21 protein-coding genes are annotated in these 26,574 nt (G+C 45.4%); 2 read left to right on the forward strand and 19 right to left on the reverse strand.

From position 1 onward, the window contains the following. The first annotated feature begins 452 nt into the window (after nucleotides 1–452). Nucleotides 453–1,745: a hypothetical protein gene (locus KCTCHS21_RS30470; protein WP_162309415.1), complete on the forward strand. Its 1,293-nt coding sequence runs from the start codon at nucleotides 453–455 to the stop codon at nucleotides 1,743–1,745. 134 nt (nucleotides 1,746–1,879) lie between these two features. Here the strand turns inward: KCTCHS21_RS30470 and KCTCHS21_RS30475 are convergent, their stop codons facing one another. Beyond that, nucleotides 1,880–2,047 carry a CxxH/CxxC protein gene (locus tag KCTCHS21_RS30475; RefSeq protein WP_130616233.1) on the reverse strand — a complete coding sequence of 56 codons (168 nt, stop codon included), beginning with the start codon at nucleotides 2,045–2,047 and terminating at the stop codon, nucleotides 1,880–1,882. Nucleotides 2,048–2,074: 27 nt separating this feature from the next. Beyond that, a complete protein-coding gene (locus KCTCHS21_RS30480) occupies nucleotides 2,075–3,400 on the reverse strand; it encodes a S1C family serine protease (RefSeq protein WP_130616821.1) in 1,326 nt (441 codons plus the stop codon). Nucleotides 3,401–3,715: 315 nt separating this feature from the next. Between KCTCHS21_RS30480 and KCTCHS21_RS30485 the strand changes: the two genes are divergently transcribed. Continuing rightward, a complete protein-coding gene (locus tag KCTCHS21_RS30485; RefSeq protein ID WP_130616234.1) occupies nucleotides 3,716–3,916 on the forward strand; it encodes a hypothetical protein in 201 nt (66 codons plus the stop codon). Nucleotides 3,917–3,960: 44 nt separating this feature from the next. Here KCTCHS21_RS30485 and KCTCHS21_RS30490 read toward each other — a convergent pair whose 3' ends face one another. The 17 genes from KCTCHS21_RS30490 to KCTCHS21_RS30565 form a co-directional block, all read right to left on the reverse strand. Then, nucleotides 3,961–4,761 carry an MBL fold metallo-hydrolase gene (locus tag KCTCHS21_RS30490; protein ID WP_130616235.1) on the reverse strand — a complete coding sequence of 267 codons (801 nt, stop codon included), beginning with the start codon at nucleotides 4,759–4,761 and terminating at the stop codon, nucleotides 3,961–3,963. Nucleotides 4,762–4,838: 77 nt separating this feature from the next. Continuing rightward, entirely contained in the window at nucleotides 4,839–5,609 is a 771-nt protein-coding gene (yycI, locus tag KCTCHS21_RS30495) for a two-component system regulatory protein YycI (RefSeq protein ID WP_130616236.1), read from the reverse strand. A gap of 46 nt (nucleotides 5,610–5,655) precedes the next feature. Next, complete coding sequence (locus tag KCTCHS21_RS30500) at nucleotides 5,656–6,972, reverse strand: YycH family regulatory protein (RefSeq protein ID WP_130616237.1); 1,317 nt, start codon at nucleotides 6,970–6,972, stop codon at nucleotides 5,656–5,658. Beyond that, entirely contained in the window at nucleotides 6,969–8,804 is a 1,836-nt protein-coding gene (gene walK / locus KCTCHS21_RS30505) for a cell wall metabolism sensor histidine kinase WalK (protein ID WP_130616238.1), read from the reverse strand. The genes KCTCHS21_RS30500 and walK overlap by 4 nt, the downstream gene beginning before the upstream one ends. After that, on the reverse strand, nucleotides 8,801–9,541 hold the full coding sequence (gene yycF / locus KCTCHS21_RS30510; protein WP_130616239.1) for a response regulator YycF: 741 nt from the start codon (nucleotides 9,539–9,541) through the stop codon (nucleotides 8,801–8,803). The genes walK and yycF overlap by 4 nt, the downstream gene beginning before the upstream one ends. A gap of 202 nt (nucleotides 9,542–9,743) precedes the next feature. After that, nucleotides 9,744–11,315: a peptidoglycan DD-metalloendopeptidase family protein gene (locus KCTCHS21_RS30515; RefSeq protein WP_130616240.1), complete on the reverse strand. Its 1,572-nt coding sequence runs from the start codon at nucleotides 11,313–11,315 to the stop codon at nucleotides 9,744–9,746. Between the two features lie 178 nt (nucleotides 11,316–11,493). Next, nucleotides 11,494–12,162 (reverse strand): hypothetical protein, encoded by a 669-nt coding sequence (locus tag KCTCHS21_RS30520; protein WP_130616241.1) that lies wholly within the window; start codon nucleotides 12,160–12,162, stop codon nucleotides 11,494–11,496. Between the two features lie 179 nt (nucleotides 12,163–12,341). Next, entirely contained in the window at nucleotides 12,342–15,377 is a 3,036-nt protein-coding gene (locus tag KCTCHS21_RS30525; protein ID WP_130616242.1) for an efflux RND transporter permease subunit, read from the reverse strand. A gap of 671 nt (nucleotides 15,378–16,048) precedes the next feature. Further along, the gene (locus KCTCHS21_RS30530; protein WP_130616243.1) at nucleotides 16,049–17,338 is read right to left on the reverse strand and encodes an adenylosuccinate synthase; all 1,290 of its coding nucleotides are present in this window, start codon (nucleotides 17,336–17,338) and stop codon (nucleotides 16,049–16,051) included. A gap of 194 nt (nucleotides 17,339–17,532) precedes the next feature. Then, a complete protein-coding gene (dnaB, locus tag KCTCHS21_RS30535) occupies nucleotides 17,533–18,894 on the reverse strand; it encodes a replicative DNA helicase (protein ID WP_130616244.1) in 1,362 nt (453 codons plus the stop codon). A 4-nt stretch (nucleotides 18,895–18,898) separates the two neighbouring features. After that, on the reverse strand, nucleotides 18,899–19,342 hold the full coding sequence (gene rplI, locus KCTCHS21_RS30540) for a 50S ribosomal protein L9 (RefSeq protein WP_130616245.1): 444 nt from the start codon (nucleotides 19,340–19,342) through the stop codon (nucleotides 18,899–18,901). Beyond that, nucleotides 19,339–21,303 (reverse strand): DHH family phosphoesterase, encoded by a 1,965-nt coding sequence (locus KCTCHS21_RS30545; protein WP_130616246.1) that lies wholly within the window; start codon nucleotides 21,301–21,303, stop codon nucleotides 19,339–19,341. Before KCTCHS21_RS30545 ends, rplI begins: the two co-directional genes overlap by 4 nt. A gap of 73 nt (nucleotides 21,304–21,376) precedes the next feature. Then, a complete protein-coding gene (locus KCTCHS21_RS30550; protein ID WP_130616247.1) occupies nucleotides 21,377–22,276 on the reverse strand; it encodes a DUF2232 domain-containing protein in 900 nt (299 codons plus the stop codon). 11 nt (nucleotides 22,277–22,287) lie between these two features. Further along, a complete protein-coding gene (locus KCTCHS21_RS32010) occupies nucleotides 22,288–22,416 on the reverse strand; it encodes a hypothetical protein (protein ID WP_269472735.1) in 129 nt (42 codons plus the stop codon). A gap of 307 nt (nucleotides 22,417–22,723) precedes the next feature. Beyond that, nucleotides 22,724–24,691 (reverse strand): amidohydrolase family protein, encoded by a 1,968-nt coding sequence (locus KCTCHS21_RS30555; RefSeq protein ID WP_130616248.1) that lies wholly within the window; start codon nucleotides 24,689–24,691, stop codon nucleotides 22,724–22,726. A gap of 29 nt (nucleotides 24,692–24,720) precedes the next feature. Continuing rightward, nucleotides 24,721–25,161 carry a CBS domain-containing protein gene (locus KCTCHS21_RS30560; RefSeq protein WP_130616249.1) on the reverse strand — a complete coding sequence of 147 codons (441 nt, stop codon included), beginning with the start codon at nucleotides 25,159–25,161 and terminating at the stop codon, nucleotides 24,721–24,723. A gap of 229 nt (nucleotides 25,162–25,390) precedes the next feature. Then, nucleotides 25,391–26,389 (reverse strand): LCP family protein, encoded by a 999-nt coding sequence (locus KCTCHS21_RS30565; RefSeq protein ID WP_130616250.1) that lies wholly within the window; start codon nucleotides 26,387–26,389, stop codon nucleotides 25,391–25,393. Nucleotides 26,390–26,574: the final 185 nt, after the last annotated feature.

Genomic DNA, 26,574 nt, shown 5'->3' on the forward strand with positions numbered 1-26,574 from the left:
GATAATCTAGAGATTTCTTCTTCTCTAGCCGTCAGCAGTTATTCGCGAGAGGGTTACGTCTATATCGAGCAGTTGATCCGCTAAACGGCACATTATTGCCGCCACTCTGGAATACGTTTCTCATGTCGGTAACCCTCCTTTCCGTTCATCAAAGTATATTTGTCACTTTACCATCGTGCCCCGAACACTGTCAACGGGTATTTGGAAAATTTGTTAATTCTTTTTTAGGAAATTGTTTCAAAATTTGTGTATGTTCCTTAAGAATACTTTGGAGAGACTATACATAGGAGGAGATAGCCCATATGATCATAGCCCAGAGCGAGGACCCTTTACTCCATAAGGCCATATTTCAGTTTATATTCCCTTTCTCGCTAGAAAAGAATTGCCAAGATCAGATGAGGGAAAGCCTGGTTACGGAGGAGTATGTCCCATTTCGTCTGGGTGACCGGGGTATGGAAAATCGATTCTATGGACCAAATAACCGTATATCCCATCGGGATATGGAGAGGTACTATTTACCGTTCACCAACCATGTCCTATTCCCTAACCGCGAGGATCCTGAAGCCTTTCGCAGATTGACCAAAGCTTTGAACATTAAAGCCACACTCCATTCCACGCAGCTTCATCTCGAGTTCACAGTGTATTCCGTCGACATTGTTCTGTGCCCCTTCAATACCGGCTTTTTAACGATACGTACGGAAATTAATCCGGATCAGAAAGTAGCCTATAGTCAAGCATTGGAATTCGGAGATCGGATGCGCCATCTTCAGGATACGAACAAGCTGGATCTCAACACTGTCATCGAGTGTAACGGCTGCTCCTACAACGAAGTTGAGGATTTTGTATTTCAAGTGGTGACTCCACGCGTGCTTGCGTTTATAGATCGTAGCCCTATGGAAGGTGCTCATTTCGAGAAGCTTCCCTTTTTTATGGATGAGAGGATGTTCGTTATTGGTTTCTGCTCATTACCAGAGGATTGCGATATTACCGTTCTGCACCGTTATCGTGCCGGACGCTTGGATGGAATAGATCTGCTGGGCAATGCAAGGGTGGGCGCGAGTCATATCCCTTACATGGAGCACTACTGCGACAAATTCGAATATGACCGCTGGGCACCGAACACCTATTATTTAACCGACGAAACCAACTTCATATGCCTTACCCGTGAGAAAAAAGAGAACTCTAACCGCTTAGCCAATCAAATGTACGGGGAGTACTACTATGGGCTGATGTTGAACCTGTTTCATCGAATCGTTCTGTTGAAGCTGTCCATTGCTTATTCCCAGGTTCAGCTAGAACGCAAACAGGAGCATACTCAGGATTTAATCCGCGATATTACTTGTTTTTCGGCCAAATATTACTTCGTAGAGATCGTTGCTCAAACGCAAGGTAGGGAGATTTTTCACCAGCTTCGCAACGTTTATGGTAACGACGAGCTGTTCGAAGATGTGAAGCAGACACTGAATGATTTGTACAAGTATCAAGAAACGAGAACCTCCAAGCAATCTAGCTATCTGCTTACCATTCTGACAATCTATACAGTCATAAGTGGCATTTACGGGATGAACCTCGTTATCGAGGATTTGGATGGCAGCTTCAATTGGTCGTTCCTTATGAAATACTCCGCCTACCAATGGATTGCTTTTGTCGTTACATTCTCTGGGCTGGCCGTCGCTTTCCTGCTTGTTATTGGCGTCCTATGGCAATGGGGTCGCGACTTTATTCGCAGGCATAACAAGAATTGATGGAACGAACGACCAAAGGCTTATCATCGGAGCTAGGGAATCTGCCCATTATTACTTTTTATTCTGATGCCAATACATCACAAAACAACCGCATTCCTATTCGGATTGCGGTTGCAACGTCGTGCACTCTTATTTTATACAACTAAAATTTCAGCCTTATTCCCACACCATTCGCAATGCTCTGGAGCCGTCCAGGCCGAGAAGGTCGTTGTTTCAAGACTTACCAGATCCGGTGCATCCTCGTGCTCATCTACGAATTTATCAATCGCAAGCTCAACATGCTCACGGCATACACAATACATGACTTTATTCCCTTCTAGCTCTATAGCTTAACGCTCTTCCGATTGTTCCACTTTTTCTGTTAGCTTGACCTCAAGCGTTTGTTTCTTCCCATCGCGATAATACGTTACCTTCATAGACTCGCCGATTTTCTTGGAGTTATACAAGTATTTACGAAGATCCATTGTGCTTTTGATAGGCTTGCCGTCCAGCGCTACAACGATGTCGTTGAACTGCAGTCCCGCTGCTAATGAAGGACCGACAGCTTCAAGCACAATTATACCACTTTTAATTCCGTCAGGAATTACTGGCGCTGCTACCTCGAATTCCCCGTCCTCTTCTTTACCTTTATTAGTCTCATCATTCGGATCATCATTTATTCCATCGTCTTTAGAGCTGTCCAAATATAAGCCCAAATCCATAGAGTACAAGCCCATGTAAGGTCTTGATACCTTGCCTTTTTCCATTAAGGATTTAAGGATAGGCATCGCATTATCAATCGGGATTGCAAAGCCAATGCCTTCTACGCCCGTATCCGCAACCTTCATGCTGTTGATCCCGACTAGCTTCCCATTGAGATCCACCAATGCTCCACCACTGTTGCCTTGATTGATAGCCGCATCGATCTGGATGACTTCCTGCTCCCAATCATAGATTCCATCCTGATTAAGGGATACAGCAATGATCCTCTTCTTATTAGATACGATCCCCTGCGTTAACGAATCCCCAAAGCCTAATGGATTGCCTACCGCAATAACCATTTCGCCATCACGAAGCTTACTAGAATTGCCGATGTCAACAACCGTATCAATCCCCTTACCGTCCACCTGCAATACCGCAAGATCAGTTACGACGTCTTTGCCAATAATCGTAGCAGCTTTCCTATCCCCATTAATAAGGACAGCTTGAACGACTGCTGCATCATCAATGACATGAGCATTCGTAATTATGTAAGCTTTACCGTCCGTTTTCTGAAAAATAACACCAGAGCCTAAGTTTGCATTATTCATGATCTCGCCATCATCAGGATTATCGCCTAAATCTTGCTCCGCCATTGCTTGGTTGGTTAGGTTGACTATGCTGACAACCGCCGGACGAACCTTCTCAGACGCCGAAATAATTCTTTCTGAGGTTTCAACGAGCGCCTGACCCCCTGTCAGAGCTGGTCTCGCCTCACTACCTCTCTCTCCTCCGCCTCCGTTGATGGCAACGAACAAGAGAACGACCAGTAATGAGCTCGCAACCGAGGATATGAATGCAATACGAAATGTGGAGCTTTGGCCCCTTCTTGCAAAAGGCCGAGAGTTATTACGCTTCCCCGTGCGTATACGTCTCTTAACCCGTGTGGAGTAAAAATCATCATCGAACAAGCCCATGGTCATGCACCATCCTTCTAAATAGGGGTCAGTCCCTACTCCTCGCCGCTGCGGGTCTTCCTCTTACTCATATTGTCTAGTTATTCATCTTATATACTTTGATTTTAATTAATAGGAATGTTTATTCGAAATTTGACTAGAATAGTAATAGATCGAGAGAGTAAGCCGCTAGATACCCTTCAGTCTACTTGCACGATTGAATCAAAGCGATCAGATGAGTATATAAACGTATGTAGAAATTATAACCCGTCTGTTCGTGCAAGCAAAAGTGAATTCCCCTCATAAACCACAGGTAAAGAAAGGAAGATTACCCAAATGAAATCAACGGCGTATGGATGGCATTTTCTTGAATTAGCATCGCAAGTATCTGATATGAAAAACGATCACTACAGGCAACTGCTTGCTATAAGTACAATAATTGAGCTTTTAGTTGATAAAGGGATTTTGTCCCAGGAAGAAATTAAAGAGAAAGCTTTGCAGATGGAAGCCGAGCTTGATAGGCAGCTTCTGTTATAAATCTCTAATCTTTCTTATTATTATACTTCGGCAAACAGCCCTGATTACTTAATAATATCCCAAGCAGTTGGTCGATCATGATAAGTATCGCATAAGGCGAATTCATCCTTGCGGTAGAAGTTTCCGTTGTCTTCTAATACTGTATTCACAGTTAGTTTGGCTAAATCCATAAGATTATGCTCTTGGCTCAAATGTGCCAAATAAACTCTGCGTAAGCTGCCCGTAAGCAAGCTACATAATGCTTCTCCAGCCGCTTCATTCGATAGATGGCCTGTATCCCCCAAGATGCGCCGCTTAATATTCCATGGATACCGGCCCATTCTGAGCATGTTAACATCATGATTGGACTCCAGCACCATCACATCGGAATTTTGCAGCTGACGCATGACCTTGTCGCTCACATAGCCAAGATCCGTAGCCAAGCTGAGCTTACCTCCATCCGCCTGAAAGCAGTAGCCAACCGGCTCGATCGCATCGTGAGAGATCGCATAGGATTCAATTCTTAAATCAGCAATTTCCATTACACTGTCCGATGGTAAAATGTTGCACTGGTCTTCCGGTATTTCACCAATTGTCCTCTTCATAGCTCCCCAGGTTTTCTCGTTGGCATAGACGGCAAGCTTATGCTTGCGCGCGAAAGCACCGAGCCCTTTAATATGATCGGAATGCTCATGAGTAACGAATATCGCATCCAGATCTTGAGCTGAAATCTCTCTTTCACTTAATAACTCTTCTATTTTTTTGCCGCTAAAGCCGACATCAACAAGTACCGTAGCCAAGTCCGTGGACACAACAGTTGCATTACCTGTTGATCCGCTGGATAGAACTGTGAATCGAAGTCCCATGATAGCTTCCTATTCCTCTCCCAAACGATGATTCGATAGCTTAGGCACATTATTCGTATTGATTCAGTTGAATTCGCCTAAGAATTAGCGAGGGCATCGCCTTTCTCTGTCGTGACTTCAGCGCTGATGGCATTTACATAGTAAACTTCTTCGCCATTTTCCAGCAAAACCCTCCAAGAAGGCACGGAAACTTGCACTTCCGGTTCATCAAATATTTTTTCCCCGTGATAACCCAGACGAATTTCCTTGATGACCGATCCTACTGGTAAATTTCTCTCGATAACGGTTGCCAAAGCCTTAGTTGCAGGAAGCACCTGCTGATCCTTAACACCAGTCGAAGGTTTAATTTGAATAATATCCTGTGCATAGGCTCTTATTTTCTGCTCGCTATAGAATAGATTCAGATGAATGTCGAATATCGGCCATTTCCCCTCCATCCGGTTAAAGACGAAGTATACTCCTTCTCGGCTTCCAGCAGGATCAAATTTGTAGCTGCTCAGCTCAGGGATAATACCGCCCAGGGCATTAACAAGCTCGTCCTCAAAATAGACGATTCTTGTTTCTGGCGTTGGGACTATCGGTATTCGATCATCAGCATCCTTCCCGAAGTGATGTTTGATGGAATACGTTATTTCCCGCATGAACGGCGTCTCTGTAGGAATCTTAGCATTGTCATCTATTTTAATATTTCTTTCTCGCATGCTTTGTAAGGTTTCGGAGGGAAGGGATGTCCAGTCAACCGCCGTGTTTAATCTCTCTCGGTACTCGGTCCATAGCTGATAACCTAGAACAACATTCAGCATAAGAAAGGAAAATATCAATACGCTTTTGGCTCGTCTCCAGTCCATCCCTAGCCTCCTCTCGTTCTACCCATCTCATCGTGTACAAAGACCGTTATTTTAACATCACTGGTGTGGATTCTGTCAAAATAACTACCTCGCCGCTTACAAGCCTCACTGCCCATACGGGGCTCAGGACTACCGATTGCTCCCCTATAGTTGGTTTGTATGCTGGAAACAACGCTTCAATATTTTTGCCGGTTGGATCCATTTGGTTCAGTAACTCCCGTAAGGGCTTGCCGCCGGGAAGCTGCCTACTGTGCTTGTTCGTAACTTCGCTACCTAGAATAAGCAAGGAACGATTATAAGATGACACAAGCCCCTGCTGAAGGGTCAGCTGCATATATCCGAAGTTCATGGAGCTGCTCGACACAATAGGGACTTCCCGGTAATATTGCTGGAACCGAATAATCGCGTTACCGGATTCAGGCTCTACTTCCTTGACGAGCTTATGCTGACCATTCCAGCCGCCATGCTCATTCACGAAGTTAATAGCAGACATCACATTATCAATCATATTGTTATCGTCACCTGAGGTTGGAGCCGTGGGATCCGTGTAGAATAGCCAAGTCCCGTCCTGATCGATCTTGAGACCCTTCTTATTATCGGTATAATACAAGGGCCCCGTCTTATCCCGAATAATTCTTGTACTGCTAGGATCGAAAAACAAATTATCCTGCATTTGATCCGGAGTATATCGAGTAAACGGAACCTCCATCTCCATCAGTCGAGTAATCGGCTTATCAGGAATGTATATATTTCCATCCTCTGAAGTATAGGGATCCCAGAACTGGCCGAAGCCAACATAGCCTTCAACATCTCCAACTGTCAAATCCGCTCGCTGCGATTCATAGACATAACGCCCATCCGCACTGAAGAAGAAGGTTCGTACTTCTTCACGACCCTTACTTGTATATATCCAGATTCGATCAATAGAGTCTCTGGAGAATAAGAAATCTCCATCAATTCTAAATACTCGCTGCAGGAGCTCGAAGGGTATCGGGCGCCCAAATCTTAGCTCAACCCCCAGATCCTCCTGCCTGATTTTGTCCCAATCAATTGCATTCAAGGACTCCCGCTTCATGCCTTTGAACGTACGGAGCTGCAGCTTTGTGAGGATTAGCTCGTAAAATCGCTGCGCGCCTGGATAGAACACAGTATGCTTGTCATTCCCCATATGAAGAACGAGCTGCTCTGGGAAGATAAGATTTTCAAGCTTCTCCCCCTTACCCAAAGGCTCTGTCTTTACATAGCTCAGCTCCGTATTTACCCTCGCTTCCAGATAAGGCTTACTGTAAGCAAGAAAGTAACTTTGCACGAGACTAAGCACCACAAGCAAGAAGAGTAGACCTGACTTTCCTTTCTCTATCATGCGGTCTCACTTCCTTCCGGCACAATCGGCAGCAGCACCGTAACGACAGTTCCGACATTCGATTCGGAATCCAATGATATAGAGCCGCCATGTGCCCGAACGATTTCCCGGGCAATCGATAAGCCCAGCCCTGTTCCGCCCATATTTCTCGATCGTGCCTTATCCACACGGTAGAATCTTTCAAAAATACGATTTAAGTCCTTCTTGGGAATACCAATTCCCGTATCTTTAATGGCAATCGCCAGTTGTCCAGCATTATTGTCCTTGGCTGAAATGTCAATTGAGCCTCCGTCAAGCGTATACTTGATCGCATTAGAGACTAGGTTGTCCAGCACCTGGTCAATTCCGTCCCGGTCCAGCAACGCTGTCTGAAGCTGCTTCTCTACTTTAACGGATACTGTAATGGCCTTCTGCCGCAATTGGAATGAGAATCGGTCAACGACTTCCTCCAGCATTTCTGTCAGATCCGTCTTCTGCCTACGAAGCTGATTGCGTCTTGAATCAAATCGAGACAAGTGAAGAAGATCCGTTACCAGTCGAATCATCCGCTCCGTCTCGCTACGAATAACGCCTACAAATCGGTCAGCTAGTGGCGGCTCATCAAGCGCCCCATCATCCAATGCTTCGGCGTAGCTCTTAATCGTCGTTAGCGGAGTCCTCAGCTCATGTGAGACATTGGCAACGAACTCTCGTCTGGACTGCTCCAATTTCTCCATCTCCGTGACATCCTGTAGCACCGCGATTGCACCTGCTACCCCTTTGTCCCGGCTACGAATTGGTGTGAGTGTTACCCGGAACACCAGATCCTCTTCCTGATCATCAAGCATCCGATTAAGCAGCAGAGAGGATTCTTGACCCTTGAGCGTACTCGCGATTGGGTCCTTATCAATTTCAAGAGCCTCAGATAACGTCATTCCGTCCTTAGGCTCCGTGAAGCCCAGCATTTCTCTTGCTCTCCGATTCGTGACGATAACTCGTCCCAGTTCATCCGTAGCTAAGACGCCATCGCTCATATTGGATAGAATAGACGCCAGCTTCTCTTTCTCTTCCTCATTGATGGACAGAGCATCGCTGAGACGATCTGTCATATCATTAAAGGCAACGCTAAGCTGTCCAATCTCATCCTGCCCGAATACCGGAACTCGTTCATCGAAGCGCCCCTCAGCTACTGCAGACGCCTGTCGTGTAAGTGCTTTGATCGGTGAAGTAATCGTCCCTGCAAGTAGTACACCTAGAATAGCCGTAAGTCCAAGAGCAATTAAGGTTGCGGACACGAAAGTCCGGTTAATTCCCTCCATCGTCTTGTACAGCTCTTTCATCGAGGCTACGATGTAGATCGCACCTACGATCTTCCCGTTACTAAAGATAGGTTTGACAATGACTTTGCTTCGCGTGTTATCTTCCTCAATAATTTCTTCCTCATTGTCCCTTACACCCTGTAGCGCACGGCTGACCAGCAACGAAGTATTTTTACGTCCAATATTCGATTGCTGAGAGGCCTTAGCAGTAGAGGTAGCTAGCACCCTTCCGCTAGCATCAAGCACCTGAATTTCAGCGCCACTATTGGAGAAAAAGGTGCTTACAAGAGCGCTAAGCGTTGCACTCGTGCCCGCTTGGGAATCGGCATCTTTAGCATCTTTATTATCTGAGGATAATAGGGTCGTCAGCAGATTGGCTTGTACATTCAAGTTAGTGGTGAAGGAATTGATTAAGGAATTTTTCATCGTGCTGATGAAGTACACCCCGATCAATTGAACCGCGATCAGGATGAGCAGCAGCACCATCATAATAAGCTTAATCTGAATGCTGCGGAACATGCTGATGCCTCTCATCCGTAATGACCGCCAGTCATCTTCGGATTGCGTACCAAATAACCAAGTCCGCGTCTAGTCATAATAATCTCTGGGCGGCTAGGATCATCCTCTAGCTTCTCCCGCAGACGACGAATGGTCACATCCACCGTGCGCACATCCCCGAAATATTCGAAGCCCCATACTGCCTGTAGCAGATGCTCGCGAGTCATAACCTTCCCGCTGTTCTTAGCTAGATAATGAACCAATTCAAATTCTCGATGGGTTAGATCGAGAGGCTGATTATTCTTATAGACCACATACATATCTGTATCAATGAATAGATTAAACAGCTTCAGGCCTTGGCGTTCCGCTTCCGGCTGAACATCCTCATCCGTTCTAGAAGCTTCCACCTTACGCTGACGCCGTAAGTGTGCCTTAACACGAGCAAGCAGCTCGCGTGTACCGAACGGCTTCGTTACATAATCGTCGGCTCCGAGCTCTAGCCCGAGCACCTTATCGATTTCGTTGTCCTTTGCCGTCAGCATGATAATGGGGGTTGAAAGACGCGTACGCACCTCACGACACACATCCATACCATCCTTAATGGGAAGCATTAAATCGAGCAGAATTAAATCCGGCTCCTCTTCGAAAGCAAGCCGCACCGCCGCTTCTCCATCAAAGGCGCAAACGACCTCATAGCCTTCTTTTTCAAGATTAAATTTCAAAATATCTGCAATCGGCCGCTCATCATCTACGACCAGAATTTTACCTAACATATGCGTCACCGCCTCCCGCTTCTCGGAAGCTAATCTACTGCTATCTTACCATAATGCGAGCAAGACCCCAATGGCGTTTCGTGGTAGTTATTGCACTGTTCTCACAAGATTATCTTAGGATAGAAAAAAGGCCTTCCCAGGTCCAGTGAAGACGACTGAGAAAGCCTCTATATCCTTACAAATATGTCCTTAAAATATATCCCTATAAATAGCTCGTTGGATTTTTAAGCTTATTGTTCAAATAAACTTCGAAATGAAGATGAGTGCCGGTGGAATGCCCAGTGCTACCCATAATCCCGATCACATCGCCCTTCTGAACGATCTGACCTTTCTTAACACTGACGCTCTTCATATGACCGTAGGTGGTTTTGAATCCATTTTTATGGTTAATAATTACTGCATTACCTAATCCACCTGACTTATAACCAGCGAACTCAATAACACCTTCATCAGCAGCAAGGATATTGCTCTTGCCGATTATATCTATTCCCTTATGCATCCGGCCCCATCTGGTGCCTTGATAGCTAGTAATCCGTGCTCCCATAACAGGCCAAGAGAATTTACCCGAGCCTTCGCCGCGAATAACCTTAGTACCTTTAAGAATAATTGTGGCAGTAGGAGCCTGAAGAATCGTCTGAGAAACCTGCTCTTCCTCAATGAGAGAACCATTTCGCTTAAGTAAGCGGTAAGTTACCTGCTGCTTACCCTTGGTGCCTTCTTTAAGAACCTTTTGCTGACCTAGCTTCATTGAATCGCTTTTCTGATATTCGATTGGCGGCTCTATATCTTCAATCTCTGTTACTTCTTCTTCCGAATTTACACTTAAGAGAGGCGGTTCATCTACTGAGAGGTCCAGCACATCTCCAATTTTAATCATATCACCCTTGATCCACTTGTTGTTGCTAAGAATGAGCTCTTCGGTAACATCCATCTTAGCCGCGATACAGCCTAAGCAATCGCCCTTCTGGACTGTATATTTCCTTGGAACGGGTTCACCCTCTGTAAGCTTGCGAAACAGCTCATCCGGATCTGATAGCTGCGAGGCTTCAATATCCGCGGGAATCGTCTTAACCTGTTCCACAAAGCTCACTGAAGTTACTGTTCGTTGCGGTTTCACATCCGCCGCATTCGTTGCCGATGAGGTTGCCTTCACCGATAACGATGTTACTTCTGGTGCGGCTTTCTTAACGGTTAGCTTCGCTGGCACATATTTATTTTTCACCCGTTGTAGAATGGCCTTCGCTGTTTTCTCATCGCGAACGATTCCTACCTCTTCACCATCAATGACTAGCTTCACACCGATCGGATGGGTAAGCAGCATTTCAGATAAACGAGTGAGTGTCGCATCGTCATCCGTCTTTTTCTTGTAAGCCCTTTCAAGCGTGTAGGTGACCTGATTCTCATTAAGGACTGAGCGTACAGGGGTGTCTGCTTTCTCTAGCTCGGCAGCTTTAGCTACTAGCAGCTCGTCGACCTTCTGTTGACTACTGATCTCTCCTACAGGCTTCCCATCAAGTAAAACACTATAATAGTCAACACTGTGGGCTTGTACATATTTATACCCTCCGACTCCTATCGCGACTAATGCGATGATCCCGCATGCAGTCAAGATAAGCGGCTGGCGATAATTGCGAAGTCTATTGCTACGAATGGGCTGCGTCGAATTACTGGTAGTGGTCATACCTTTCAATTGCTTGAACCGAACATGCCGGAAGCTTTGCCGTGCTGCGGCTATCATTTCCCGGATTCGATCCATTCCCCTGAAATCGGCCATGATCTTCTCCTTTTCCCTTGCATTCGATGTTCTATTTCCCCGGTTTTGACATATGCATGTATTTCACTTTAGCATACGGCAGATAATTCTATCAACCATTTGACCTCATTAGAATTATGAAAAATGGAAACAACCACCGGTTATATGAACCGGTGGTCGCTAGATTATGAGCCGTATATTACTCTGGTAAGGCTTCGGTATCGGTTTTTTTGCTACCTTGGAGGAGCTCCATCATTTGAGAATATTCAGAATCGGTTAACGTTGACTTCAGCATACTCTCCATCTGTGTAAGCTCTCCAGCCGTTAGTCCACCCTTCAATGAATCGGAGAGCTGCTTCAGCTGCTCTGGATTTAACTTGGATACAACCAACGCATACAGCGACTGTCTCTCTTCGTCAGAAAGCTGGTTTGCAATCTCCCCACTATTAAAAACAGGCTTCGAGCCAACCTCTCCACCAGCGTCTGGACTTGCCCCGTCTTCAGGCTCGACCGCCGCGTTATGATCAGGTATATTTCCAAAATGACCCTTATCAGTCTCATTGCTTACGTGATTATCCGTCGGTTGATCGGTGGTCGGCGAGCTTGGTGAAGCATTCTCCTCTTGAACGCTCTTGTCAGTTGGTGTCTTGCTTACTGAGGCTTCAGCCTTCGGGGGCTTCTGTGCTCCCCATAACGTTCCCCATACCCCAGATAAAGCGAATGGCTGCGTTTCTATCGGCAAATCTAATTGCTTGACTATAGTTTCCACATAACTATTCACAATATAACCCGTTGTCCAAATACACAAGAAGCTGAGCAGCAAAGCTGTCGCTCCCATCCTGATGACCCAGCTTACCCACTTAAACATTCCTATACCCTCCTGCTAAAAGGTTTTCATAGGTTTAGTATGGGCAAACCTCCCTTTAATCATTCATATAAATGCCATTGCTAATTGCAAAAAACACCCCTATTCCTTTCTAAGAGCTTCCTTCATAGAGGAAACACCTAGATTGGAATGAGGGATGTTAGTTGATCATTGATAAATCTCTAAGCTGCTACTTCCTCTTTGGCAGATTTAGCGAGCTGACGTTGCTTGCGAGAACGTTTGAAATAAAGCATTTCATAGATGACAGGAACAACAACAAGTGTGAGAATAGTAGAGCTCGTTAGCCCACCAATTACGACTATCGCAAGTCCACTGGAAATAATGCTTCCCCCACCAAGACCAATAGCTAGTGGCATTAAGGCACAGATTGTGGCAATAGCTGTCATCAGAATGGGGCGTAGCCTCGTTCCACCCGCTTCGATTAATGCCTCTCGGATCGTAAGACCATGTTCGATCTGCTGCTGCACACGCTCTATTAGCACGATTGCATTCGTAACTACGATACCAATCAGCATCAGGAATCCTATCATACTTGAGACGGATACCGGCTCACCCACTGCAATAATTCCGACTAAACCGCCTATTAAAGCGAAGGGCAGAGAGAATAGAACAGCAAGTGGTGCTCTACCTTCACGGAACGCAATGACCATTACGATGTAAACCATTCCAATGGCAATTAGCATAGCCATCAGCATATCGCTTATCATCTGCTGAACATCCGCATCACTGCCGCCCATGGAGTAGGAAACTCCTGTTGGCAGAGAAAGCTCATCTAGTGCTTTAGTTAGCTCCTGATTAACTTTGCTTACATTTTTGTCCGTAATTAATGCTGAAACAGTCGCATACTCTGAGCCATTCTTGAGCTGTAAGGTGCTAGGAAGCTGTGCCTCTTTTACTTCCGCTATATCTTTAACCTGAATATCTGTTCCTACTGGAGTATGCAGCGTCAGCTTACTAATATCTTCTATAGAAGCGATAGAAACCCCATTCAACGATAGATAAAGATCGCTTGCTTGTGTACCGTCACCAATCCTACCTGCATTCATCTCCGTAAGGAACGGCCGCAAAATCATAGACGCTTGTGCTGCTGAGAGACCGTATTTGGACGCATCCTTCTGACGAACCTCAATCGCGATACCCTTCGTACCATCCTGCAGATTATTATTTACTTTATCGGTTCCTTTAAGGCTCCTGACCGTTTCGGTTATTTGCTCCGTTGCAGTACGGATGTCTTTAGCCGAAGGGCCTGTTACGGAAATATCAATGCTGCCTCCGCCACCCATGTCGTCTTTAACTAAGCTAAACTCCATACCTTTTGGTACTTTAACCTTTGGACTTATTTCATCTATAAACTCATCCAGGTCAGCATTTGGACGAAGTCCGATGAACCATTCCGCCCCGTTTGATTGTCCTCTGCTCGTCATTCCTCCACCAATCGTAACATTCGTATTCGCAACATCCTTATGTCCACGAATAACGATATCCAAGCGTTCGGCTTCCTTCTTCACTGCATCAAGACTCGCACCTTTAGCCATCGTAAGATTGGCAAACATATATTTATAATCTGATTGAGGAAGTAATACTGCTCCTACTTTGCCAGCAAACATCGGAACTAGACTTCCAACGAATAACAACAATGCAACGATAATAACAATAGCTTTATGACCAAGCGACCAACGAAGCACTTTCTTGTAGCCCCGGCTCATCGCAGATTCTTTCGTTTCCTTCAGCTTCATATTTTTCATTAACGCCCAAGCCATTAAAGGCACAACCGTTAACGCTACTAGAAGGGACGAGATGAGCGCAAAGCCGACAGTCAGAGCGAATGGCCGGAAGAATCCACCAATCATACCCTGTAGCAATCCTAATGGTGCGAATACGGCTACCGTTGTGAGAGTGGAAGAGGTAATAGCCCTGCCAACCTCTGCTGTTCCCGATAGGATGAGCTCCTTGCTAATCTTCTCTCCTTTCATACGGCGCACGATATTCTCGATAACGACAATGCTATCATCTACAACCCTACCGGTTGCCACTGCTAATCCACCAAGCGTCATAATATTCAACGTCACGTCCGTAAAATACTTCAAGCAAATCATCGCAATGAGCATAGATAGTGGAATGGACACGATAGCGATTAAAGTGGCACGGAAATTCCTTAAAAAGAACAAAATGAGTATCGAAGCGAACAACGCTCCTAATGCGCCCTCTCGTGCGAGTGTATTTACGGATTCCTTCACGTCACTGGCTCTGTTGTACATAACTAACGATTTTATCTTACCGGTTTTTTCAGCGTCCTCATAAACTTTAAGTACTTTATCTGATACTTCCACAGTGTTCGCATTTCCGGACTTTACAATGTTTAAGGTGATGCTCGGCTCCGCGTTCGTTATGCTGATTACATCAAGATCCTTACCTTTCTCCACTTGCGCGATATCGGTTAGCTTGACATTGCCATCCTGAGTGAGGCTCCACTCCTTCAATTGCTCAATGGAGCTTAAATCACCTTGAACGAAAACAGGAAGCTTATTATCCTTAATCGTGGCTTCTCCAAGCGGCACGCTTAGGTTATTTGCTTGTAAAGCTCCCAATACCTGTTCGTACGTAATACCCTTCTCGGCCATCTTCGATGCATCTAAGCGAATATACACGCCGTCATCCTTAAGCCCAGTTACCTTGACTTCGTTAACACCTTCTAGCGCTTGTAAATCGGGAACAATCGAGTTTTTTACGATATTATTCAGTTCGTCCTGCGATACCCCAGCGCTGGCTGCCACCGTTGTATACATAATAGGCTGATTTGTTGTGGAGAAATAGAGAACCTCCGGCTTCTGAGCACCCTCTGGAAGCTGAGCGTCTCCTATGACCTGTTTCACCAGCTCTTGTTTCTTCTTCATATCTTCGCTTCCGTTAAACTCCAGCTGCACCATCGAGATGCTATTAGCTGATTGGGAAGTGACGTTCTTTACTCCATCAACATTCTTCAGTACCTTCTCAAGCGGTGAAGTCACTTGATTCAATACCTCATTCGGCGCCGCACCTGGATAGACTGCCGTTACGATAATGCCAGGAAACGTAACCTCTGGCATTTGCTCCTGTTTGAATTGCGTAGCAGAATAAATACCGCCCACCGCTATTAAAATAACTAATAGTACAACAGCAACAGAATTCCTCAGGGAAAAATTCGTAAAAAACTTCATTAGTACTCTCTCCACTTCTCTATTTTAATTTTTCTTATGTTCGCGCGTCATCGACTGACGAGGTTCTGGATTTATTGTAATTTGTTCCCACACTCAAAAAAATGGTCTAAGGAACGTGTTTGTTCCTAGACCTTAGGCGGATGCTGGTTAAGCCCTGCGATTGTTGCTACATATGACGTAACAAACCCAGCAAATCTTATTTGATCAAAATCTAATGGTTTTATTTTGTAATGAACTCTAAACACCCTAATCCCTGCAAAGTAGCCCCATTCCCCGCTAAATGTACCTCAATAACACCACTGGAGTTAGTTAGATCAAAAAAAGATGTCATTTTATCGGTAATAAGCACGATACTGTTCGTTAGCTAATACACATCGTGTCTTCCAGGCGGGATGTAGTAGTTGGTGAGTGCACGAGATGCAGTTGGTGGCTGTGGGCGAACTCAGGATGCTGACTGGTGGTGGTGTGTGGTATTCGGGATGCTAGTTGGTGACAGTGTGCAGTACTCGGAATGTGGTTGGTGGTGGTGTGTGGTATTTGGGATGCAGTTGGTGGCAGTGTGCAGTACTCGGAATGTGGTTGGTGGTGGGCTGTTCTACTTTTTCTGGCATACCAAAAAGCCGTTCAGCGGAATGTTAGCATCCGCCAAACGGCTTTCGACTTATATAGGATTAAGCTTGATAGATAGGAACTACTTGATTCGTTTGCTCACGGTTACGGCCAACGGAGAAGATCGCGATCGGAATACCCGTAAGCTCTGTTACACGCTCAACGAATTTACGAGTCGCTTCTGGCAAATCGCTTAAAGTCTTAGCGTTTGAAATATCCTCGCTCCAGCCTGGCAGCTCCTCGTATACCGCTTCGCATTCTTCAAGCAGCTTAAGGTTAGCAGGATAGTGCTCCATCAGCTCGCCGCGGAATTTATAAGCCGTACAAATCTTAACTGTCTCAAGTCCAGTAAGCACATCCAGAGAGTTAAGTGACAGACCTGTAATTCCACTTACACGACGTGCATGTCTAACAACAACAGTATCAAACCAGCCCACACGACGTGGACGGCCAGTAACTGTACCATACTCATGTCCCTTGTCGCGGATCCATTGTCCAAGCTCATTGTTCAATTCAGTTGGGAAAGGTCCGTCCCCTACACGAGTTGTGTAAGCCTTAGCCACACCGATTACTTCTTTAATCTTCGAAGGACCAACGCCCGAGCCGATGCACACGCCACCTGCAGAAGGGTTAGAGCTCGTTACGTATGGATAAGTACCCTGATCGATGTCCAACATAACGCCTTGAGCACCTTCGAACAATACTTTCTTGCCCGCATCGATAGCATCGTTAAGAATAACCGAAGTATCGGTTACGAAAGGACGAAGCAATTCAGCAAGCGCCAAGTAATCCTTAATGATGCTTTCAGCATCAAGTGGCTCACCGTTGTACATCTGAATAATAACTTGGTTCTTATCTTCGATTATGCTGCGTGCTTTTTCTGCGAATGATTCAGGAATCATTAGATCCGCGATACGAATACCGTTACGTGCAGCTTTGTCCATATAACAAGGGCCAATCCCTTTACGGGTTGTGCCGATTTTATTGTCAGCCTTACGGTCTTCCTCTAAAGCGTCGAGCACAAGGTGATATGGCATAATAACGTGAGCACGATCACTGATTTTCAGATTATCCGTTGAAAATCCATTGTCGCGTATATATTGAATTTCCTCCACCAAAGCTCCCGGATTAATAACCATTCCGTTCCCAATGACGCACAATTTATTCTGGTTAAATATACCGGAAGGTACCATTGTTAATTTGTACTTTTTATTCTCTATGAGGATAGTATGTCCGGCGTTATTACCGCCTTGATACCGAGCAACAACATCTGCCTTCTCGGCTAGAAAATCTGTAATCTTACCTTTGCCTTCGTCTCCCCATTGCGTACCTACAACAACGACTGTTGACAATACAATCCCTCCATCCGGAGTGTCTTCACACCGGCATGATAATGCCACCCGAAATCGCGAACGAGGCGATCAGGCAGCATGATAAGTGTAGCAACTACGACTTTGGAAGTCAACGGAAAAACGAACAATGCCGCGACTGCCTAATTAATTGTTCGGAATTCAGTCTAACTTTTAGCCCAATAACCAGCGTCTGACTAGGAAGCCTCATGAGATCGATCAAGGCTAACGAATTTATTATAATTTTTCAAAAATACAAGCTCAACGGTGCCGACGGGACCATTACGTTGCTTGGCAATGATAATCTCAATAATGTTTTTCTTCTCGGACTCTTTGTCGTAATAATCATCACGATATAAGAATGCAACGATATCGGCATCTTGCTCAATCGATCCCGATTCCCGAAGATCTGACATCATTGGGCGCTTGTCTTGCCGTTGCTCTACTCCCCGCGATAGCTGTGACAGGGCAATAACAGGAACCTCTAACTCACGCGCGATTTGCTTCAGCGTACGAGAAATCTCAGATACTTCCTGCTGACGATTCTCGCCGGCTTTGCCCCGCCCTTGAATAAGCTGAAGGTAATCGATAAGAATCATACCGAGGCCCTTCTCCTTCTTGAGTCGGCGACATTTTGCCCGAATGTCTGATACCGTAATACCTGGTGTATCATCGATGTAAATCTGAGCCTCGGACAAAGCACCAATCGCCATAGATAGCTTTTCCCAATCATCGCCTTCTAGATGCCCCGTTCTCATGCGTGTTGCGTCCACGTTAGATTCCGCGCAGATAATCCGCTGAACAAGCTGAGGGGCTGACATCTCCAGACTGAAGATAGCGACGGTCTCTGTAGAGCGAACAGCTACATTCTGGGCAATGTTCAGGGCAAACGCCGTCTTACCTACCGATGGACGAGCTGCGACTATGATAAGGTCATTGGGCTGGAATCCATTTGTCATTTTATCCAGATCAATAAACCCGGAAGGAATTCCTGATACCCCGCCCTTATGGTTATAGAGAAATTCAACCTTCTCGAATACTTCCATAAGAACGTCACGTATGCTGATGAAGCCAGTTGCACTCCGACGGCTCGAAATTTCCATAATCCGTGCCTCTGCATCATTTAGCAGAACGCCAACATCATCCTCTGTTGCATAACCATTGGAGACAATTTGCGTAGCGGTACGAATTAGACGTCTGAGAATGGACTTCTCTTCTACGATCTGAGCATAGTATTCCACGTTTGCTGCAGTTGGAACCGAGTTTGCCAGCTTAGCCAAATACATGACCCCGCCGATCTCATCCATCTGCCCTAAATCCTGAAGACGAGCAGTTAAGGTTACGAGATCGATGGGTTCATTATCGTCATTGAGAGCCACCATACCGTCAAAAATGCGCTGATGGGAGACACTATAGAAATCTTCTGCTTTCAAGCGCTCCATCGATGTAATAAGCGCCTCAGATTCAAGCAGTATGGCACCAAGAACGGCTTGCTCCGCCTCCAGATTTTGCGGAGGTATGCGATCGTATACTAGCTGCTGATCCCCGTTTCCGTTCATTGGGCTATTCCTCCACGACTTGTACGTTTACCGTGCCCTTCACATCAGGATACAGCTTCACGGTTACTTTCGTTACACCTAATACACGGATAGGATCTTCCAGCTCGATTTTTCTTTTGTCGATCGTTATTTTATGAGCTTCCAATGCTTCCGCTATTTGCTTGCTTGTAATCGCGCCGAACAACCGTCCGCCTTCTCCTGCCTTCGCTTTAATGACGATAGTCATCTCAGATAAGCGAGCGGCTAGAGCTTTAAACTCGTTCTTCTCTTCTTCCTTTTTCTTCTGGGCTGAAGCTACCTGCTGATCCAAAGTCTTCTTAGCTCCATCAGTTGCTATCTTTACAACGCCTTTAGGCAGCAAGAAATTACGCGCATAACCTTCGGATACCTCTTTAATTTCGCCCTTTTTCCCTTGGCCTTTAACATCCTGTAAGAAGATTACCTTCATTCAAATAAACCCTCTTCCTCTTCGAGATCTTTGAGTACTTGCTTTAATTTAACTGCTACATCGGCTACCGTTCCTTGAATCTGACAAGCAGCGTTCGTAAAATGTCCGCCGCCGCCAAGTCGTTCCATTACAATCTGTACATTGATCTGGCCTAGAGACCTTGCGCTAACCCCAACTGTGCCATCTGGTCGCAATCCAATAACGAATGAAGCCTTGATACCCGTCATATTGAGCAAAGTATCCGCTGCCTGCGCGATAAGTAGCTGTGGAAATTGTTTGCCCGTTTCAGCTACCGCTATTGCAATGCAATCCCGATAGGTTTCAGCGTTGCGAATAATTTCCGCTTTACGAATGTATTCCTCCAGATCCTCTTTCAGCATGCGCTGAATGAGAACCGAATCGGCACCGTTACGGCGAAGAAATGAAGCAGCTTCAAAGGTTCGTGACCCTGTGCGGAAGGCAAAGCTTTTGGTATCTACTGTTATCCCTGCTAGTAACGCTGTAGCTTCTCTAACGTCGAGTACGACTCGCTCATGAATGTATTGCAGTAGCTCAGTAACAAGCTCGCATGTAGAGGAAGCATAAGGCTCCATATACACCAATACCGCATCATCTATGAATTCCTCACTGCGACGATGGTGGTCCACGATAACAATTCGATCAGTACCTTGAAGAAGCTTCGGCTCTGCTACCATTGTTGCGCGATGCGTATCGACAACGACGGCGAGCGTTCTTTTGCCTATTAGGCCCATCGCATGCTCCGGTGAAACGAATCTCTTCATTAGCTTCTCGTCTTCCCTGAGCATATCCATCATTCGATGAATAGCAGGATTAACGCCTTCTAGTACGATAAAAGCTTCCTTGCCGTAAAGCTGCGCCGCCTTCATAATACCGATTGCTGCCCCTATGGCATCCATATCCGGCATTTTATGTCCCATGATGACGATATTGTCGCTTTCCTTAATGAGGTCCCGTAACGCATGTGAGATTACCCGCGCACGAACACGCGTCCTTTTCTCAACGGCATTACTTTTCCCACCATAGAAGCTCTGACGCTGACCAAATTTCACTACAGCCTGATCGCCTCCGCGTCCAAGTGCAATGTCCAAGCTCCCCTGCACCAAATGCCCAAGCTCGATAACATTGTCAGCGCCAGATGCAAAGCCGATACTTAAGGTCATCGGAAGCTTCTGTTCTATCGTAATCTCGCGCACATCATCCAATAGCTCGAAGCGAGATTGTTCAAGAGTCTTGAGTGTAATCTGATTAGTAATAATCATATATCGATCTGAGGATAATCGGCGTAAAAATAACCCATACTTCTGGGACCATTCGTTAATCTCACCAGTCACCTTAGAGAGCATTAGCGCACGCTGCTGCTCATCCATTCCTTGAGCAACTTCTTCGAGATTATCCATCATAACAATCCCTAGCGCTAGCTTTTCTTCGTCATAGCGTTTCTTCAGTGTCCACCGCTCTGTAATATCCCAAACATAGAGATATCGCTCGTTGGCGCGGAGCAGCAGCTCATATACCCGACCGCCTATCGTAGCTTCAATAACCGATTCCTTATCCTTGATCAGATGCTGGGGAACTGGAAAATGAGTAGTCAGCGGATCTCCAACAATTGAAGCTCGACCGATTACAGTTGCAATATAAGCATTATGCCATTGAATTTCCTTGTCTTCGTTAAAAATAATAATACCAAAGGGAAGCTGTGCTATAACTTCATTACCAACATTCTTAATACGATGAGACAATGTTAAGACATAGTCGTTCAGATCATTGCGAAAGGCCTTCTCCGCGAGAATGCCATAAGCAGCAACAACCCCACCAAGCACTAATCCTAACAATCCGAACAGCCATTGGTACCAAGCCAATGCTACGGTTAGCATGAAGATGAGCACAAGTGCCCATACGACATGCATACCGTGCCAACGCTGCACGAGAAACTTGGGCATATCCGCTTTCGCTCCCGTCTAATGGTGGTCGCTAAACCGCTCTAAACACAACACACCTTGTTCTTTCCTCACACTATTTCACAAAAAATTTACGCATTGGAAAGGCTATGTCGAGCAAGCCAATAATATAAGCCGGGGGAAACAGCATTAGCGGTATACAGAATAGCAACGGAACCACTCTAGGCCATTTCTTAGTTTCTGCTAAGAAGAAGAAAAACCCTATCGCTTGAACCGTAAACACAAATCTTAGAATCGGCACAAGGTTTGTAATGGCAATTGACCAGTAGCCACTCGCGTCCTCTGACATAGCGAAGCTGGCAATCATAGCAATTAAGTAATACATTACTAAGCTTCTAGGTGCTCTCCATGTACTCGCCTTCGGTAGGGATGGTGCTTCCAGACCGACTGTACGAAACGCTAGTCGGGACAGTCCGTGTGTAATAACTGCTAACAGAAACGCTATGAGCAAGAGCAGCATAGGCAATGCCGTCATAATTAAATCGCTGAAAGTTTTGGCAGTATCTACAGCCCAACCAGCCTGTAAAACCCCGCCCGTCTCAATTTGCTTCAGACTTTCTGCTAAATACGAGCTGAACTCTGCTTTGAGATCAATATCGAACTGTACGGTGAAAATAAGCAGCACGATCAATAGCTGGGCCAGAACAACTACGGATCCGGTCGAGATAGCCGTACGTGCCTTCCCTCCCCTTTTGTAAATATACCCCATAGCTAATGATGGAATGAGGAAAAAGAAAGCGATACTCAGTACACCTTGTCCGTACCCACCGGCTAGAAAATATGCGATTATCCCAATTAGGACAAGATGCACAATCATAAACTTTGGCTGTAACAAATTAAACAGAACAACGAAAGGGGTCATGACTAAGAAAATAGTCAATAACATAAGCGGTGATGCAAATGTAACAATTAAAAGTAACGCTGCCACGCTCCAAGCCAGCGACTTTAAACTCATGTTCAACAAATTCACCTCTTGCGGATATGTTCGGACTTATGTCCTTCTTTTCTAAGTTTAGCTAGCTTGTCCGCAATGGCATTGTCCATATTCCGATAGACATCCTCAATAGTTGAACCTATATCCGTGTCCCGTTCCATCGCTGTTCCTCCCTACGAGTCAACTCATTAATTGAAGTAGAAGCTCGGAAAGCTACAATCTTCATTATATCATAAAATCAGGAACAGACACCAAGCAACCCTTACCTTAACCCGGACTATACAATTAGAGTGGCTCCACTGTTCCTAGGAAAAAGTATGGCTAAACCTGCGCGAGATGGAGGGGAAGCGATTTAGACATAGAATGTATGGTTAATCGTGCGTGGCATGGGGGTTGGAGGGCTTTAGACATAATATGCAAAAAAAAGAACACCCGCTCACTCCCAAGCTAAGGTGTTCTTCCACTTATTTATTTGTTCAGAGTCAATTGGTTGCCGTCTTTGTTTAGCTTCCAGCCATGAGCTTTCAGAGCGGATAGCGAAACATAATTACGATCCCCGATGGATAATAGCTCAGATTGTACGCCATCATCCCAAACTAGAGTGTAACCACGCTCCAGCATCAATTGTCCAACTTCCGGCTTCGGAATGCTAACTTCTGTCGACTTAGCGCCGCCACTGGCTGTAGCCTGATGCTTTACCTTGTCCCACGTTACTGTATAACCATGAGCATTCAACTCTTCTATATCTACGTAGTTCGCGCTTCTATATTCAACTACTGGCACTTGGCTGCTTTCCCACAGTAGGGTTGCTCCCCCTGCCTTCACACGCAGGAATTCGCTCTTCATAGGTTGTCCAGCACGAATGTCCTTGTGGATACCTTCTCCATCGAGCGCAACCTGTCCATCCACAAGTACATATTCAATTCCCGCAGATACGATTTCTGGTTTATCCACTGTGGACATGTCGCTAATCTTGTCGTAGTCGAAGACCACAATGTCAGCGTCCATTCCTTTGGCAATCCGGCCCTTCTTCTGCAAAGCAGGGGATTGCTTCTCTAGACGTTGAGCAGGCATGAGTGACATCTTCGCAATCGCATCGGAGAGAGAGATGACCCCTTCTTTCCTCACATAAAGACCAACTGTTCTAGCGAATGTTCCTGATGCCCTTGGGTGGTTGTTGAAACCTGGCTCAAGAATCGCATCACTGCCGATCATAACGTAAGGTGCTTTTATAGAGTCAATGACATCCTGCTTAGGTATCGCATACGCAACAGCCAGCTTACCTTGCTGTTGATATTTGCGGAAAGTCTCAGCCGTGAGCCTTTCCTTCGTTCCGGCAATCTGCAGATCATTATAAGTAATTCGGAAACGCTCCTGCCAGCCCTCATCGAACCGAGCTGAGTTCAAGTATGTTCCCCAGTAATCATAGGGATAAATACATGATGTGATGTCCAATCCTTCCGCTATCGCATCGGATACCATCTTAAGCGACTGCGTCATGGAAAACGTTCCACCCGTGCTATTAATGTGATCAATATGAACAGCTGCTCCAGATGCTCTGGCATAGCCTATCAATTCATTGAGTGCATCAATATTCGTTCCTGGCTCTTGCATATCGGAATATCTCGCGTGGAAATAGACAGGTACATTATATTCGTGCGCCAGCTTCATCAGAGGCAATATTTCTTTATCGTTGACGCCAGGCACATACTCTAGACTGAACGAGATGCCAAGCGCTCCGTTGTTTAGAGCTTTCTCTGCTTGATTAACCAATGTCTGAGTCTGCTCAGGCTTTGCCGTATCGTACCGGCTCAGCTTGAACTGGTTACGCGCTTGCGTGTAAAAGAAGGACGCACCGAAATGAACAGGTGTTCTGTTGCGAACATAATACGGATACCATTTTTCCGGGCTAGACGTCCCACCGTGCATAGCGATATTCGTTGTCACACCATCGGCGATCTTATTCCATACGCCAACAGGATTGGGATCATACGATAGATTATCGATAAACCCCGGAGACACAACCAAGCCCGTAGCATCGATTTCTCTCTTGCCCTTAAGCTTCTGGTCTGTGACTAGCATAATTTGACTGCCTTGAATGGCTACATTGAGCCCTTCTCGGTCTAACTTCGTCTCAGGGTTAATGACTCGACCATTAGAGATTACGATATCGTAAACTTTATCAAGCTCCGAAGACGTTGGTTGGTCAAGCACAACCTCTTCAGCTACTGGGGCTGAAGGATCACCCGAAGGCTTGGCAGCTCCTTTAGAATGCGTGCTGTTGGCACTTGGACCTGAAAGCGATGGATCGGGATCCTTCCCGCCTCCGAACAATGCTGTTCCTGCCCATACACCTCCGGCGATAATAACTAGGGCAAAGAAAACCAGAATCGGGAACCTCTTGCGATTACGTGGCTTGCGCTGGTTGTAGCTCATCCGTTCCTCCAAGGTTGTACAATATTTTCCTAATTTCCCCTCTTCAACTGTTTCTCATTTGATCCGAAGGGCAGGAGCAGCTTCTCACAATAATCAATGATGTCGCTCCTCCTCACAATACCAATAAAGCGATTCATGTCATCAACTACCGGAACGAAGTTCTGGGTTTTGGCTAACGAAATCAAATCTTCCATATTCGCATCTATTCGTACAGCAAGATTATTCATTCTTAACGGAACATCGCAAAGAGATACTCGATGTAGCTGATCAAAATTAAGCTCGGGGTGGCTCTTCAAGTACCAGAGAATATCACCCTCCGTCACTGTTGACTTGTACTCACCCGTTTCGCTTATGACAGGAACTGCTGTATAACGGTAACGCTCCATTCGTTCCAGCGTTTGACGCAATGTGGCGTCCTCACTGACGATCATTACTTCTTGTTTAGGTAATAGAAAAAATGCTACGTTCAAGGCTTTCTCCTCCGTTCAAGTAAAACGGCATAGACGTCCAGAGGACGCCTAAACACGCTCTTATCGAATAGATTACGAGTATAAATGCAAACTCATGTGATTCAATAGAATGATCTGCAGCTCTCCGCTGCAGCCTATTTATTATATCATGAACCTATTAAGCTCCACCATTAATGATGGCACTTCTTGTCAATTTATGCGACTAAATTTTGGTTAATTGTTGATTGCCTCATTGGCTTATTTCACTCGGAACGGTTAATTGAGCAGCATCAATATCCGGGTTCAACCAAGTCGTAATCGTCGACCGAACGGCAGCCAGATCTTGCTCATCAGCTATGAAATACCACAAATTTTGCGTTCCCATTCGCTTGCCTTCACCTTTTAATGTATAACTCTTAATTTCATGACCCGTTTGCAAAAATTTCTTAGCCAGCTCACTCATAGAATGAGGCGGTAAATCTGTAAGGAAATTGTCTCCGATAATATCTAGAATTTCAGGAATTTTGGTCCATTGCTTCATTGACGATGCTTTGCTTACAAGCGCTTCGAGAAATTGTCTGTTACGTTCTGTTCGAGACATATCACCGCCAGCATCCTCACGATAACGAACAAAACGGAGTGCGTCTAGACCTGTGTAATTATCCAGATTTCCTTTGACCGTAAATTTCTCGTGGTCCTTCCCTTTGTTCACAATGTCCTCAGTAATCGGCAATGAAATGCCTCCAAGTGTATCAACAACCTTAATGAAGCCTTGGAAGTTAATCGAAGCATAATGATCTACCTTGGCACTAAACAGCTTTTCCACTGTATTTACAGCCATTTCCGGGCCCCCAAAGGAATAAGCATGCGCAATTTTATCTTCTTTATCTTTTCCTACGATTTCAGTATACGTATCACGAGGAATAGATACCATTAGCACTTTGCCGTCCTGTGGTCGGATTACCGTATAAATAAGCGTATCTGAGCGACCACGCTCTTTCTCTCTTGCATCAACACCCATCAGCAGCATACTGAATGGATTATCTACTTGAGGAGGAACGTCCGTTACTGGCCGATCCGTCAATGGTTTATAGGAACCCTCAAAGCTAGATTCAACTCTATCAGACAAAAACCAATCATATCCCAAGGCCGACAATGCGCCACGATTTGCATAACCAACTCCACCCGCTACAACTAGCAGTACAAAGATGGACAGTATGATAATTTTGAAACGACGATAATTACGCATATTTCTTTCTTCATCTCCTAATTCACCTATTATTTGGTTATCTATCTCTCTATTTTTCTCACTGGACCCCTAATATACGATTTAGAAGCATAGTTTGTTACAAAATGAGCCTAAATAATCATTACCCATATAGATGTAATTCAAAAAGCTTGATGTAAATGAATACAATTGCTCATATTTTGACA

It is taken from the genome of Cohnella abietis (assembly GCF_004295585.1).
GTDB lineage: Bacteria > Bacillota > Bacilli > Paenibacillales > Paenibacillaceae > Cohnella > Cohnella abietis.

Coding starts and splice junctions, on each gene's coding strand:
- KCTCHS21_RS30470 (WP_162309415.1), top strand. CDS start 453: ATGGAAAATCGATTCTATGGACCAAATAACCGTATATCCCATCGGGAT.
- KCTCHS21_RS30490 (WP_130616235.1), bottom strand. CDS start 4,761: ATGGGACTTCGATTCACAGTTCTATCCAGCGGATCAACAGGTAATGCA.
- dnaB (WP_130616244.1), bottom strand. CDS start 18,894: ATGAACGGAAACGGGGATCAGCAGCTAGTATACGATCGCATACCTCCG.
- KCTCHS21_RS30525 (WP_130616242.1), bottom strand. CDS start 15,377: ATGAAGTTTTTTACGAATTTTTCCCTGAGGAATTCTGTTGCTGTTGTA.
- walK (WP_130616238.1), bottom strand. CDS start 8,804: ATGAGAGGCATCAGCATGTTCCGCAGCATTCAGATTAAGCTTATTATG.
- KCTCHS21_RS30550 (WP_130616247.1), bottom strand. CDS start 22,276: ATGAGTTTAAAGTCGCTGGCTTGGAGCGTGGCAGCGTTACTTTTAATT.
- KCTCHS21_RS30485 (WP_130616234.1), top strand. CDS start 3,716: ATGAAATCAACGGCGTATGGATGGCATTTTCTTGAATTAGCATCGCAA.
- yycI (WP_130616236.1), bottom strand. CDS start 5,609: ATGGACTGGAGACGAGCCAAAAGCGTATTGATATTTTCCTTTCTTATG.
- KCTCHS21_RS30565 (WP_130616250.1), bottom strand. CDS start 26,389: ATGCGTAATTATCGTCGTTTCAAAATTATCATACTGTCCATCTTTGTA.
- KCTCHS21_RS30520 (WP_130616241.1), bottom strand. CDS start 12,162: ATGTTTAAGTGGGTAAGCTGGGTCATCAGGATGGGAGCGACAGCTTTG.
- KCTCHS21_RS32010 (WP_269472735.1), bottom strand. CDS start 22,416: ATGGAACGGGACACGGATATAGGTTCAACTATTGAGGATGTCTATCGG.
- KCTCHS21_RS30515 (WP_130616240.1), bottom strand. CDS start 11,315: ATGGCCGATTTCAGGGGAATGGATCGAATCCGGGAAATGATAGCCGCA.
- yycF (WP_130616239.1), bottom strand. CDS start 9,541: ATGTTAGGTAAAATTCTGGTCGTAGATGATGAGCGGCCGATTGCAGAT.
- KCTCHS21_RS30555 (WP_130616248.1), bottom strand. CDS start 24,691: ATGAGCTACAACCAGCGCAAGCCACGTAATCGCAAGAGGTTCCCGATT.
- KCTCHS21_RS30500 (WP_130616237.1), bottom strand. CDS start 6,972: ATGATAGAGAAAGGAAAGTCAGGTCTACTCTTCTTGCTTGTGGTGCTT.
- KCTCHS21_RS30480 (WP_130616821.1), bottom strand. CDS start 3,400: ATGGGCTTGTTCGATGATGATTTTTACTCCACACGGGTTAAGAGACGT.
- KCTCHS21_RS30545 (WP_130616246.1), bottom strand. CDS start 21,303: ATGCCCAAGTTTCTCGTGCAGCGTTGGCACGGTATGCATGTCGTATGG.
- KCTCHS21_RS30475 (WP_130616233.1), bottom strand. CDS start 2,047: ATGTATTGTGTATGCCGTGAGCATGTTGAGCTTGCGATTGATAAATTC.
- rplI (WP_130616245.1), bottom strand. CDS start 19,342: ATGAAGGTAATCTTCTTACAGGATGTTAAAGGCCAAGGGAAAAAGGGC.